The sequence below is a fragment of the Enterococcus raffinosus genome (genome assembly GCF_019175485.1).
GTDB lineage: Bacteria > Bacillota > Bacilli > Lactobacillales > Enterococcaceae > Enterococcus_A > Enterococcus_A raffinosus.
This window is the reverse complement of the sequence record NZ_CP072888.1, coordinates 307,786-321,174: the sequence shown is the minus strand read 5'-3', so window position 1 is coordinate 321,174 and position 13,389 is coordinate 307,786. Positions and strand designations below refer to the sequence as shown.

Genomic DNA, 13,389 nt, shown 5'->3' with positions numbered 1-13,389 from the left:
CAAATAATAGTCAAATATGAACATATTATCTAAATGCAGAAATTGTGTTCATAAGATAAAGGCAGACAGACCACAATAAACTTTCCCTTAATCCTTCATTATGTGCTTTTCCTCACCATTTACTCCGTGTTATCATTTATTCAAGTTATTTGAAGATGACTTTTATGAAAAAGAAGTTTGAGGAGAAAAGATGAAGGGTTTAGTATGCAAATATTGCGGTGGAAATCACTTTAATAAAACCGCAGAGGGCTATGAATGTGATTATTGTCATGCTGTTTATGAATTTGAAGAGGACCCGAAAAAAACGAGTAGCCTTCCGCAAAAAAGGATGCCTATTACGCGGATTACTTTGCTTATCATGTTGGGCCTTCTTTTAGTTAGCGGATTTTTTCTGGTCATTACGAAAGAGCAAACACCAACAAAAACAGCTTCTTACACTAATCCCGCAGCAATTGATAAACCTGGGAAAGAAACGTATACTGCTAGTCAATTAAAAAATCCAGAAAGAAATGTACGAATTGCTGAGCTTTCTTTGAATCAAACCGAACTGAAACTAGCTAGCGCATCCGTCAAAGAATACGGCGGAGACAAAACTGCGGACTTCGAAGAGCGTTTGAAGAAAGCCCAAGCGGAACATGAGTCATTAAAAAATAAGAGACTTAAAACAGCACCGAAAGAGGATATGATTATTGAAAATCCAGACTCTGAATTCGCTGTAACCACCTATTACCGCGAAGCAGGTTTTCTTGCGGCTTATGGTCCTAATTTTGATCAATACTCAAGTTCAGATATTATACGCATTTGGGGACAACCTGATGACATTCTCACAAATTCAGAGGAAATTCAAAAAAATCTTACCCTTGAGTTCGATGATCAAAATAACCCCGTGAGTTACGAAGCCAAAATTCTTAGAGAACAATGGCAGCAAGGCAAACTGACTTGGCGAGAAGTACGAGCTTTTATTGCCTTCGTTCAAGATAATTCTTATGCAGGCTATACGAAGCAATTCGTTTATGAAAAACAAGGAAAACCTAATGTCTATTTCACTGATGATCAAGTAGGATATGTGACGCCGATAGTCCGCTATGTCTCCTTTACTCGATTACCGGAAAAATATCCACGCGCAGGACTAGGCAAGTATCCAGATGATTTTCCTGAAAATTATGGATCGGATGGACTTTATCATGAAAAGTAAAGAATGTATGAACTGTGGAAGTACTAAATTTCATCAAGTTGAAAATGGCTGGAAATGTGATTACTGTGGTACGCTCTATTTAAAACAAAGAAAGAAGACACCAGAAAAACCAATTCAAGAGCCGTCCAATCCCCAAAAGAAAAAGACGAAAATTTTGATTTGGTCGGTTCTTTCGACTATTTTTGTCTTAATGGGTCCGCTTAGTTTTTTGGTTACAAAAATAAATGATACTCGCACACCGACATACAAACCAATTAAACCGAACGCTGAAAAATCTGGAGAAAAAACCGAATTTCCCGGAGAATGGACATCAAGTATTTACGATTCGGTAAAAGTTGCAACAGAGAACTACGACGCCGATAACGAGAAGTATTCTTTCACCGGCGGTTCCAGTTACGAAGAACTAGAAAAGCTTGTTGGCCCACCAGATACGGTGACTAGTTGGGAAAAAGAAGATTATGGAATGCCCCCAAGAGCAATGGCTACTTGGAATAAACTGAAAAATGGGGAGTATACTAGTCATTCGATCACCATTCACTACGATAAAAAGACAATGATGATCACAGATAAAGATCATTACTGAGTGATTAAAAAATGGACGGTACATCAAAATGATGGCCGTCCATTTTCTATTATTCTGATAATTCTTCAAATTGCGAATTATACAATGCGGCATAAAGCCCGTTTTGAGCCAATAATTCTTCGTGGCTTCCTTGTTCCTTAATATCTCCGCCTTGCATATAGAGAATCTTATCCGCATCTTTGATTGTTGACAAACGATGGGCAATAACGAAAGAGGTACGCCCCTTCATTAAGTTATTCATAGCCTCTTGGATCAATCCTTCTGTCCGTGTATCAACAGAGGATGTCGCCTCATCCAGAATTAGAATGGGTTTGTCTGCTAAAATCGCGCGAGCAATCGTCAACAATTGTTTTTGCCCCTGCGAGATGTTGGAAGACTCTTCGTTTAACTCCATATTATAGCCGCCAGGTAATGTCTTGATGAAGTGATCCACGTGAGCGGCTTTTGCCGCTGCGTAAACTTCTTCATCGGTAGCATCTAAACGACCGTAACGAAGGTTGTCCATAATTGTGCCTTTAAATAACCAGGTATCTTGTAAAACCATCCCGATATTTTTACGTAAATCTGCACGATTGAAATCCTTGATGTTATGACCATCAATTTTGATTGCACCAGAATTTACATCATAAAAGCGCATCAGCAACTTAACCATTGTCGTTTTACCAGCGCCAGTTGGTCCAACAATTGCGACTGTCTGACCAGGATCAACATGAGAAGTAAAGTCTTGGATAACGATCTTATCCGGTGTGTAACCGAATTGAACATGTTCAAAGTCCACCATGCCTTCTGCTTTGTCGATCTGAACTGGGTTTTCAGCCAGTTGATCTTCTTCGTCTTCTGCTAAGAATTCAAAGACGCGTTCAGCCGCTGCCGCCATTGATTGAAGCATGTTAGATACTTGCGCAAGCTGAGCAATTGGTTGTGTCAGGTTACGTACATATTGGATAAACGCTTGGATATCTCCGACTGTGATTGAGCCGTTGTATGCCATAACCCCACCAGCGATCGCCACACCGACATAGCCTAAGTTTCCGACAAAGTTCATAATGGGCTGCATCAAACCAGAAAGAAATTGTGATTTCCAAGCTGATTTGAACAATACATCATTTTGCTCTTTAAATTCTTTTAATGAGTTTTCTTCTTCATTAAATAAACGAACGATTGTATACCCACCGATGGTTTCTTCTACCTTCCCATTGATAACTCCAAGGTATTCCTGTTGGGTTTTGAAGTATTTTTGTGAGTTTTTCACAACAACTAAGATCAGTATTAAAGAAATTGGTACGATTAAGATCGCAATCCCTGTCATCTTCACTGAAATCGAAAGCATCATAACGATAACTCCGACAATCGTAAAGGTTGAAGTAATCAATTGAGTTAAGCTTTGATTCAAGGATTGTCCTAAAGTGTCCACATCGTTTGTGATACGGGAAAGAACTTCTCCTGTCGTCCGACTCTCAAAATAATTCATTGGCATGCGATTGATTTTCTCAGAAATTTCCTTACGCATCCGATACGTAATTCTTTGCGAGATCGTCGACATGATCCAGCCTTGGATAACTCCAAATAAGGAAGCTACTAGATATAGGCCTAACATGAAGACTAAGATCCCACCAATTTTCTCAAAGTTAATATCGCCGGTTCCTTGATACTTCTTAATCAAGCCATTAAATAATTCTGTAATCGCCTTTGATAAGATTTTTGGCCCCCAAATATTAAAAATCGTTGAGGCTGCTGCAAAGATCATTACAAAAAAAACTGCGATTTTATATGCGCCAAGATAGGAAACTAATTTTTTGATTGTTCCTTTGAAGTCTTTGGCTTTTTCTACTGGCGCAGCCATTCCCCGGCCAGGTCCGCCACCATGAGGGCGATTTTGTTTTTGTTCTGCCATTCTTCTCGCTCCTCCTTAATCCGCTTCTTCTATGCCTAATTCAGCATTGCTTAATTGTGACTGAGCAATTTCTTGATAGACAGCTGATGTTTGCATCAATTCTTCATGACGCCCTTGCGCAACGACACGGCCTTCATCCAATACGATAATATTGTCTGCATGCAGGATCGTTGATATTTTTTGTGCCACGATGATTTGCGTCGCATCCTTGATATTTTCAGCTAGCGCTTTACGCAATGCAACATCTGTTTTGTTATCAAGAGCTGAGAATGAGTCATCAAAGATCAATATCTTAGGATTCTTCGCTAAGGCACGGGCAATAGATAAGCGTTGCTTTTGTCCACCTGAAACGTTTGTCCCACCTTGAGAAATTGCACGGTCAAAGCCTTTTTCGTTCGAGTTGATAAATTCATCAGCTTGTGCGATCGAAGCCGCTTTTTTCATTTGCTCATCAGAGATATCCGCATCGCCAAATTTGATATTTGAAGCAATGTCACCTGAGAACAATATCCCTTTTTGCGGTACAAAGCCCATAATCTCATGCAGCTTGTGCATACTCATTTCACGAATATCGATGCCATCAATGGTAATTCGTCCACCAGTCACATCAAATAGACGCGGAATCAAATTAACGATCGTTGATTTCCCTGATCCAGTCGACCCAATCAAGGCTGTTGTTTCACCAGGCTTAGCCGTGAAATTGATGTGATGTAGTACATCAGCATCAGCATCGCCATAACGGAATTGAACACCTTCAAATTTCACTTCACCTTTAAAGTCATGGTCGTCTTTTGGTTGTTCTGGATCTTTAATCGTAGGTTCTGTGTTCAAAACTTCATCCACACGACCTGCAGCCACATTGGCACGAGGCAAGATAATAGATACCATCGACAACATCATGAAGGCCATAACGATTTGCATCGTGTAGGTAATAAACGCCATCATATCTCCGACCTGTAATTGACCATTGTCCATATTATGTCCGCCGACCCAAACGATCAAGACCGAGATACCATTCATCAACAGCATCATGATCGGCATCATTAGTGACATCGCACGGTTTACAAACATTTGTGTTTTCATCAAATTCGTGTTGGCCACATCAAATCGTTTTTCTTCATACTTTTCACGAGAAAACGCGCGAATAACTGGGAGCCCAGTGATAATTTCACGAGAAACCAGGTTCACACGGTCAACCAATGTTTGCAAAGCTTTAAACTTAGGCATCGTGGTCAGTAACAGGGTCACGACTAAAACTAAGACACCCGCTACAGCTACACCAACGATCCAGCCCATGCCAGTCCCGGTTTTATATACTCTGTAAATACCACCAATTCCTAAAATCGGTGCATACAATACGATACGCATGATCATAACGATCCCCATTTGGATCTGCTGGATATCGTTGGTATTTCGAGTAATCAATGAAGCCGGAGAGAATTTTTCCATCTCATTGTTAGAGAACTCCAATGTGCGTTCATATTGTCCGACCCGCAGGTTTTTACCCACTGTCGCGGCAACCAACGAACCAATCAGACCTACAATAATCGCTGCTACTGCTGATAGGAGTGTTAGACCGATCATTTTAGCACCTGTTTTGATCATGTAGTCGGTTTGAATTTTTTGCGTGTTGACGTTTAAGGCTTTGTATTCAGCTAAAGTCAACTGGATACCGACAGTCTTCAATGAAGCTTCACCAACATCACCTAAGCTATCCTTCGTCGCCTTACGCGCAGCGTTTACTTTGGCTGGCATCGCATCATTTTTTGCTTTAATCGCTTCGCCAAGCTTCTGAGCTTCTGCTCCTTTTGCTTGGGCCTCAGCAGCTAAGCTTTGAGCTTCAGCGCCTTTAGCGGCAGCCGTTGCGCCATCTGTTGCCGCTGCGGCTTCTTGTCCAGCAGCTTGTGCCTGTTCACCTAAAGCTTTTGCTTCCTGTCCTAACGTCTGTGCTTTGGCAGCATCTTTTGAAATAGCTGTGTAATCATTAATGATTTCTTTTGCTTCTTTCGCGTTGCTTGAATCTTTTGAGCGAGTCGAAGCAATCATCATCATTGGCAGATCAAAGATTTTAGCTAATTTTTCTTTCGTCATGCCCTCTTGAAGATCTAGTTTATAGATAGCCACTTTTTTTCCATCAACGGTTTGAGTAGCTTCCTTATAATTGTCTTTAATCGTTTGCTTCTCTTTATCGGTCATGAAGATTTCGATTCCTTGAAGCGTTGATTTTCTAATTTTATCTGGAGTCGACTGTTCAAGTCCTCCTTGTTGAATACCGACATCAACGATATCCGATGTTAAACTTGGCAAGCTCAGATCACTAGATGCCTGTACAATTAAAAGTAAAAATACGGCGATGATCGCATACCAATATTTACCAAGATATTTAAAAATCTTCACTATTGCTCACCTTCCCCTTCCATGGATAATTTTTGCGAGTAGTCGACAAACTTTGCAGTTAATTCGAGATATTTTTTTGTGTCTTCTTCTCCCATAAGCTCAAACACTCGAACAATTTTATTTCGCATCTCCTGCTTTTCAGCTTTGGCTACTTTTTTTCCGCTTTCCGTTAAACTGACATTGATTCGCCGTCGATCATCAGGATCCATCGTTCGGCTAATCAATCCGCGCTTTTCCAAATTCCCCAACACAGCAGCAATTCGAGCAGTAGACAGATTAAGCGTATCGGCTAAATGCTTCGGATTTGTCGGTTCACCTAAACGATCCAGCACCTTAATGACGATATTAGCGCCTTTGCTGCTCTTTTCTATTTTACTGAATGCGCCATGACGATTTTGGACCATCAGCTGCATCAGTTCACGTTCAGCATCTTCTGCGAATGTCATTAGACTCCTCCTTCTTTCGAAAAAATAATTTCAGTCCATTAATACCTAACAGTGTTAGTAATTAATGCTGTTTGATATTACCGCTAATAGCAATTAAAATCAACCCATTTTACTCAAAAAAACAGATGAATCCGTTTTATTTTTAATTTTTTTGATTTCTCTTAAGAAATATAGTTTTTAAGCATAAAAAAGCAAGGTATCCATGCAATTTGGACACCCCACTTTTGACAGTTTTCTATTTTTTCAAATGATAATTATAGGTACTGATAATGATATCATCCCGATAAGACAAGCGGAAACGTAAGCGCAACGCCGTTTGGTTATGCAAGGAACGCTTCCATGTTCTATTAGGAACAAATTCCGGAATCAAGACAGTCGTTGTATAGTTGTGCTGTTTGGCATTTTTACTTACCCGATCAACATATCGACTGACTGGATTGACGATCGACCGATAAGGAGAACGAACAACTGAAAAACGAACATCCGGGAATTTTTCTCTAAACTCATGACGTATCTCCCGTTCCTTCTCTTCATTCTCTTCTAACGATACATGCATGGCAATGACATAGTCACCGATTGAACGCGCATAGTTGATTGCGCCAATATTTACTTGAGTCACATTTCCAACTAGCACAATCACAGTATTTCCAGCGTATTCGTGCAATTCAACATCGTCAACTAAACGTAATTGTTCGGCAACATTTTTATAGTGCTCATGAACCTTGTAAAAACCAAAGATCAAAATCGGCATAATGATGAAGAAGGGCCAAATATCCGGTAAACGATAAACAAATAGAATCACTACGATTGCAAATGAAATCAAAGCACCGATAATGTTAGCAATAGATTTTCGAATCCAGTGATGTCCTTCTTTACGCCATTTCAAGACCATCCCAGTTTGTGATAACGTGAATGGAATGAAGACCCCTACTGAATACAATGGAATCAAGCGTTCTGTTGATCCTTGGAAAATCAACAACAGGACAATGGAACCTAAGGCCAGAGTAATAATCCCGTTTGAGTAGCCTAGACGATCGCCACGATCTTGATAGCGGTGAGGCAAAAATTTGTCCTTTGCTAAATTGTAAGCTAAGACAGGAAACGCTGAGAAGCCCGTATTTGCTGCTACCGCTAAAATCAATGCTGTAACAAATTGCAATAGATAATACATGATACCTTTACCAAAGACGGCTTCCCCCACTTGTGATAGGACGGTCACTTCCGCCGTCGGAACAATTCCAAACCAATAGTTCAAAAAAGTAATTCCCGTAAAGAAGAATCCTAAAATCAAGCCCATCATTGCTAATGTTCCTGCAGCATTCTTTGCGCGCGGTTTTTTGAAGAACGGAACGGCATTACTAATTGCTTCAACCCCCGTCAACGAGGAAGAGCCGGAAGAGAATGCCCGCAGCAAGAGCGCCATAGTAATTCCTGGAACAACTGCTCCGACTTGAGCCGTTGCATGCATGGGCGCTGCACCTGTCACAATTTTAACAAGACCAACAATAATTAAGATCGTAATCACCGCAATAAAGCTGTACACGGGAACCATCAACAGTCCCGCACTTTCACGCAGCCCACGTAAATTCATCAGCATCAATAATAAAACAATAATAACGGAAATCAACACGCGATGATGATACAGGGCTGGAATTGCAGAAGCAATTGCCTCCGCCCCCGCTGATACGGACACAGCTACGGTCAACATATAATCGACTAGAAGTGAGCCGCCGGCAATCAGACCAGCATTTTTTCCTAAATTCTCACTACTGACGACGTATGCTCCGCCGCCATGAGGATAGGCATGAATAATTTGACGATAAGATAAAATCAATGATGCTAATAAAACCAAAACGACTATTGCGATTGGCAATGAATACCAAATCGCTGCTGCTGACAAGGTAACCAGAACAACAACAATCTGTTCTGTCCCATAGGCCACAGAAGATAGCGCATCTGAGGAAAGCATTGCTAAAGCAGCAAAACGTGACAAGTTTTGATCATCGTTTTCCGAAGACTTTAGCGGCCGGCCAACCAGCAAGCGTTTAAGATAATCCACTAGACTCACTCCCTATTTCTATTAATCAGCATTCTCTTTAAAAAATGCAAACAAGCGAAATATTACTCGCACTCCTATCAAATGTCAATGATTTTTCCAACAAATTTTCATACCTTTAGTAAAACACGAAAACAGGCAAAACAACAGTAATACGCTGTTGTCTTGCCTGTACTTTTTTAATGGAAAATTTTGCTTTCATGGGCAACTTTTGTAAGTTTGGTTAAACGAGGTTGTAATACTGGATATGCCCAAGTTCCTAGGATACCAAACACGATGAAAAGAACGATCATAATAATGATATCTCCTGTCGCATTTGGCCAATAGATCCCACCTGCGCTTTCACGTAGCAAGTTAACCGCATGGGTAAACGGCAACCAAGGATTGACTGCTTGGAAGAACTTGCCAGATACCTGGATCGGGTAGTTCCCACCTCCACCAGAGATGGAAAGCACGAGAATAATAATCGCGATCCCTTTTCCGACTGTCCCAAAGAGTGCCACAAGTGTGTAAACAATCATCATGAAGGCCAGGGCGACTAGCACTGCAAATAGTACGCTGTAAACTGGATTTTTCACATAAACGCCTAGTAAGAACATATTTCCTAGCGTTACAATCAACGCTTGTCCAACACTTACGACCAAATAGGTTAACATCCGTGCGCCAAACTGTTCACGTTTCGTGTATTTGCCGCGATCTTTTTTATCTAAGAAAAATTCTGTTGTGGTAACACTTGAGAACAATACCGCTCCAACCCACAGACATAATGCTGTATAGAAAGGCGTACTAGCTGACCCGTTATTTTCGATTGGATACATCGTATTGGTTTGTAAATCTACAGGAGTAGTGAAGAAGTCACTTTCCTTTTGTGCATCCAGCTTCAATAATTTCAATACTTGACCGAAGTCAATGGTCTTATCCCCTTGCTGAATCGCATTCGCCGCTTTTTGGATACCGCTGCGTAGAGTCGGCCAATCATTTTGGATTAAATCCGTCGCGAGATTTAAGGCCTGCTCAACCTCGGGCATCTTGTCATTTGCGACTTTCAAGCCGCCTGTCAGATCCTTTTTCACACCCGGCCAATCATTTTGCATGAAGTCCGCAGCCATGCCTAACTTTTGTTCTACTACTGGCAATTCATTATTGTAAAGATCTGCACCTGTATTTATCCCATTAACAATGTCGTTCATATGTCCATTTAATAGCACATTTGCATCATGTACTTCCTGACCAATGGCTGGCATTTGTTTTTGATATTTTTCTAAGAAGGTGATCGCATTGCTGACAGTGCCCTCCGTCGAATTTAATAAAGAAGCAAAATCAATTTGCTGTGCTTGATTCAATACCCCTTGTGCTGTAGTAATTGTATTGATTAATTTATCAAGAATCGTGCTGACTGTTTGAGAGATTTGCTCAACGTTGATACCGTTAACGAAATTAGCAATATTTCCAGCAGCTGTATTGATTTCCTTTAAATATTCTTTTGCTTCATCTGTACTACCATTTTGAACCAAATCATTAAGGTGACCAAAACGATTGCTTAGATCGCCTAGAGAATTTTTCACATTTTCAAGTTGACCTATAATTGTTGCTAAACTTTGACTTGCTTCAGTATTACCGTTATCTTCTGCTGTTTTCTTTAAGTCCGTCAAAAATTGATTGAGTTTATCTATGGCTTCTTGTTGTCCTGCAAGATTATTTTGAAAATCACCAATGATTGCAGCAATATGTGCTTTTTCATCTGCAGTCAATTCTTCTTTATCTAATAAAGCAGATAAATCACTAGTTATTGATTGTGTCGTCGTCGCTACTTGTCCAATCGACTGCAGCGTCACCTGAACACTGCTTGAAATACTGGGTACCGCGGATTTCAGTTTTTCTGCGCCATCTTTTGTTGTTGCAGCAAAATCGTCTGCTTGGTTCCCAAGCTTTTGAATATCTGGCAGGATCGTTTGAACTTGATGAATGATGTTCAATCCTTGTTTGGCCTCGTTAATGCCGTCATTCATTGTCTTTTGAATCTCAGCAAAGTCACCGTCAACTTGAGCTAATTGATTGCCAGCTTGTTGAATTTCTGGAATCTTCTGCTGCAGAGTCAAGATAACACTAGCTTGCTGTTTGATCTCCGGCATCTTTTGATTTAACGTAATCAATTTTTGGCCCATCTCATCGACTTGCGGTAAATAAGCCTGCAATTCATTGGCTTTTGCCAATTTTTCCTTCAACTCAGGTAATTTGCCCTGAACCTCTACAACTTCCTGCGTATATTTATCGATTTCACCTAAATTATCATTCGTAGTAAGAATCAAATTTTTGACCTTATTGATACTTACTAAGTTCTCATCAATGTTATAGCCGATCTCATTAAAAACCTTCAACAGTGTTGAACTAGCCGTTTTAATAAACTCTTGACTGATTTCTTGTTGGATTGATCCGGCACCCTTATCCGTAATTTTCGGTGCGATCGCATTGATTTTTTGATTCAGATAATATTCGATCTTTGGTTTTTTTATATCTCCGGAGGTGAAGCTCAATAAATCTTTCGAAAATTCTTTTGGCAGATAAATACCCGCATAGTATTTACCAGACTTTACGCCTTCGACGACTTGTTCTTTTGAGTCAACGAAGCGCCAGCCTAATTGCTTATTTTTGTGAAGATTTTTAACAACTTCATTTCCGATCTCGACATCCTTGTCTTGGAATTTCGCCCCTGTATCGGCGCTGTACACGGCGATTGGTAATTCACCGGTATTGGAATATGGATCCCATAAGGCTTTTATATTGAACCAGGCGTAAAGGGATGGAATGATGACTAACGCAGCCATCAGAAAAATGGCGATCGGATTTTTGAAAATTCGTCGCCAATCTAATTTAAAAAGACTCCATGTATGTTTGAGAGATTGTAAAACTTTCATTGATTTCACCTACTATTTTTTCTCGCTGAACCACTTTAGCACGGAATTTCGGCTAATTTCAATTCTAGTGTGGGTCTGAAATGACCTTTTTTGACATTCCTAACGATTTGTCATAATTGTATCCCTTTTCACCTATGAAAAGCTAAAGAAATGCTTAAAGGCTGAGTTTTTTGGCCTTGATAAAGCGATTTAGAAGTTGATCTGTCAAGGCTTCGATTCTTTCTAAATCATTTTCCTGTGATAGGTTCAAAATCGGTGTTGCTTCCAAATCCCGTAAACGAATCGGCTGCATCTGATTCCCTTCTAAACGCAGCGTCACTTCTGGATGTGGAATCTTGTCTCCGCAAGGCCCCGCGACTAAAAACGCAAGCTGATAGCCTCCATCAATTTCACGCAAGCGATAATAGCCATCTGCCAAATCTTCTGTTCCATCAAAATTCGCTTTTATTAATAACCATTTTCGTTGATCCATTTTATGCCTCTCTTTTAATAATGATTTTTCCGGCTGACGGGTGACCTTCTAATGCTTCATGTCCTTGAATCACACTCGATAAAGTGAAGGGCAATACTTCTGCAATCGTTAACTGAAGATTGTCCGCTAGTTCTGTTAATGCCGTCAACGCTTCAAAATCTGAATAATCCTTTGAAGGACTGTAAGAGAGATAATGCCCAGATTTTTTTTGTTTCTCTGGCAGGTCGTTTAAGGCGACAAAATTCCCGCCTTCTTTCATAATCTGCATCCCTGATTCACCAGCACGCCCGCCTTTAGTTGCGTCAATTACTGTATCCGCCTGATTTTCAAAAATCACTCCAGCATCCTCTTCATCATAAGCAACAAATTGATCCGCTCCTAGTTGGCGCACTAAGGACTCATTCCGTTTAGAAGCCGAAGCAAAAACAATCTTTCCTTGTTTCTTTAGAAATTGGACTAGCAGTGAGCCAACTGCTCCAGATGCCCCCTGTACCATCACTGTCTTCCCAATATCATCACCTAATACGTGCGTGACTAAATTGTACGTTGTTAACCACGGAGTTACAGCACCTGCTGCCGCTTCCCAAGACATTGAAGCTGGTTTCTTCACTATTTTTTTACCTGGAACGACTACTTCTTCGCCATAAGTCCCTCCAACCGCATGAACAATCACTTCATCGCCAATCTTTACATGGGCAACTTCACTGCCAACTTCTGTCACGATTCCCGCACCATCATTGCCTAATACGTAAGGAAATTTAAGTGTTCGAAAATCACGCATCGCTCCTTGCCGCAAAGCAACATCATAAGGATTAATCGCGAAAGACAATAGCTTTACCCGAACATGGCTCGCATCCACCGCTCGAGGTTCTGCCTCGATTTCTATCAATACATCTTTGGCCGTACCGTAATCTTTTATTGCAAAACGTTTCATCTTCATCTGTCCTTTCTATTATTTATAAACCATTGACTGAAACCTTATCCCTGAAACAGTTTTTTCGTTTCCTTCAATTTGAAACCCTAACCGTTCATATATCGGAACAGCATAGGGAGAAGAATTGACTGTTACTTGTTCCGGCATTAGTTCTGAAAGCATCTCTTGAAATAATTGCTTCGCGATCCCTCGACGATGATAGGCTTCGTCAACAAACAAAAGTGCTACATGAGCAGGTAAACGGACCGCTAGCAGTCCTACGATTTGCTGGGCATCTTTCCCACACCAAACCTGTACTTGATTCGCTGCAAGCTCCATTTCTAGCTCTTCATCCAAATATGTCAAAAAATGAGCCACGCCCTCCTTTGAATAATCTGGTGCTTCAAATGTCATAAATACTTTTTTGACCAATTTTTTCGCCTCAGATAATTCCGATAGGTCCAACCTTGAAATCTCAACATTCATCCCACCGCTTCCTTTCCAGAAACCTTTATTTT

General features: G+C 40.6%; 10 protein-coding genes. 2 read left to right on the top strand and 8 right to left on the bottom strand.

The window, feature by feature from the left end; genetic code table 11:
• The first annotated feature begins 190 nt into the window (after positions 1-190).
• Complete coding sequence (locus J9537_RS01710) at positions 191-1,195, top strand: DUF4947 domain-containing protein (RefSeq protein WP_218256487.1); 1,005 nt, start codon at positions 191-193, stop codon at positions 1,193-1,195.
• Positions 1,185-1,778 (top strand): hypothetical protein, encoded by a 594-nt coding sequence (locus J9537_RS01705; protein WP_245001274.1) that lies wholly within the window; start codon positions 1,185-1,187, stop codon positions 1,776-1,778. Before J9537_RS01710 ends, J9537_RS01705 begins: the two co-directional genes overlap by 11 nt.
• 49 nt (positions 1,779-1,827) lie before the next feature.
• Here J9537_RS01705 and J9537_RS01700 read toward each other — a convergent pair whose 3' ends face one another.
• The 8 genes from J9537_RS01700 to J9537_RS01665 form a co-directional block, all read right to left on the bottom strand.
• Entirely contained in the window at positions 1,828-3,672 is a 1,845-nt protein-coding gene (locus J9537_RS01700) for an ABC transporter ATP-binding protein (protein ID WP_218256485.1), read from the bottom strand.
• A gap of 15 nt (positions 3,673-3,687) precedes the next feature.
• The gene (locus tag J9537_RS01695) at positions 3,688-6,069 is read right to left on the bottom strand and encodes an ABC transporter ATP-binding protein (protein ID WP_218256484.1); all 2,382 of its coding nucleotides are present in this window, start codon (positions 6,067-6,069) and stop codon (positions 3,688-3,690) included.
• On the bottom strand, positions 6,069-6,515 hold the full coding sequence (locus tag J9537_RS01690) for a MarR family winged helix-turn-helix transcriptional regulator (protein WP_010747153.1): 447 nt from the start codon (positions 6,513-6,515) through the stop codon (positions 6,069-6,071). Before J9537_RS01690 ends, J9537_RS01695 begins: the two co-directional genes overlap by 1 nt.
• Positions 6,516-6,750: 235 nt before the next feature.
• On the bottom strand, positions 6,751-8,574 hold the full coding sequence (locus J9537_RS01685) for an APC family permease (protein WP_218256483.1): 1,824 nt from the start codon (positions 8,572-8,574) through the stop codon (positions 6,751-6,753).
• Between the two features lie 176 nt (positions 8,575-8,750).
• The gene (locus J9537_RS01680; RefSeq protein WP_218256482.1) at positions 8,751-11,486 is read right to left on the bottom strand and encodes a YhgE/Pip domain-containing protein; all 2,736 of its coding nucleotides are present in this window, start codon (positions 11,484-11,486) and stop codon (positions 8,751-8,753) included.
• Between the two features lie 154 nt (positions 11,487-11,640).
• Positions 11,641-11,958 (bottom strand): hypothetical protein, encoded by a 318-nt coding sequence (locus J9537_RS01675; RefSeq protein WP_218256481.1) that lies wholly within the window; start codon positions 11,956-11,958, stop codon positions 11,641-11,643.
• Position 11,959: 1 nt separating this feature from the next.
• Complete coding sequence (locus J9537_RS01670) at positions 11,960-12,892, bottom strand: NADP-dependent oxidoreductase (protein ID WP_218256480.1); 933 nt, start codon at positions 12,890-12,892, stop codon at positions 11,960-11,962.
• Between the two features lie 18 nt (positions 12,893-12,910).
• Positions 12,911-13,357, bottom strand: a complete 447-nt coding sequence (locus J9537_RS01665; RefSeq protein WP_218256479.1) for a GNAT family N-acetyltransferase — start codon at positions 13,355-13,357, stop codon at positions 12,911-12,913.
• Positions 13,358-13,389: the final 32 nt, after the last annotated feature.

Bases quoted from the DNA above. Each gene is read 5' to 3' on its own strand.
- J9537_RS01710 (WP_218256487.1), top strand. From the start codon at position 191: ATGAAGGGTTTAGTATGCAAATATTGCGGTGGAAATCACTTTAATAAA.
- J9537_RS01705 (WP_245001274.1), top strand. From the start codon at position 1,185: ATGAAAAGTAAAGAATGTATGAACTGTGGAAGTACTAAATTTCATCAA.
- J9537_RS01700 (WP_218256485.1), bottom strand. From the start codon at position 3,672: ATGGCAGAACAAAAACAAAATCGCCCTCATGGTGGCGGACCTGGCCGG.
- J9537_RS01690 (WP_010747153.1), bottom strand. From the start codon at position 6,515: ATGACATTCGCAGAAGATGCTGAACGTGAACTGATGCAGCTGATGGTC.
- J9537_RS01680 (WP_218256482.1), bottom strand. From the start codon at position 11,486: ATGAAAGTTTTACAATCTCTCAAACATACATGGAGTCTTTTTAAATTA.
- J9537_RS01675 (WP_218256481.1), bottom strand. From the start codon at position 11,958: ATGGATCAACGAAAATGGTTATTAATAAAAGCGAATTTTGATGGAACA.
- J9537_RS01670 (WP_218256480.1), bottom strand. From the start codon at position 12,892: ATGAAACGTTTTGCAATAAAAGATTACGGTACGGCCAAAGATGTATTG.
- J9537_RS01665 (WP_218256479.1), bottom strand. From the start codon at position 13,357: ATGAATGTTGAGATTTCAAGGTTGGACCTATCGGAATTATCTGAGGCG.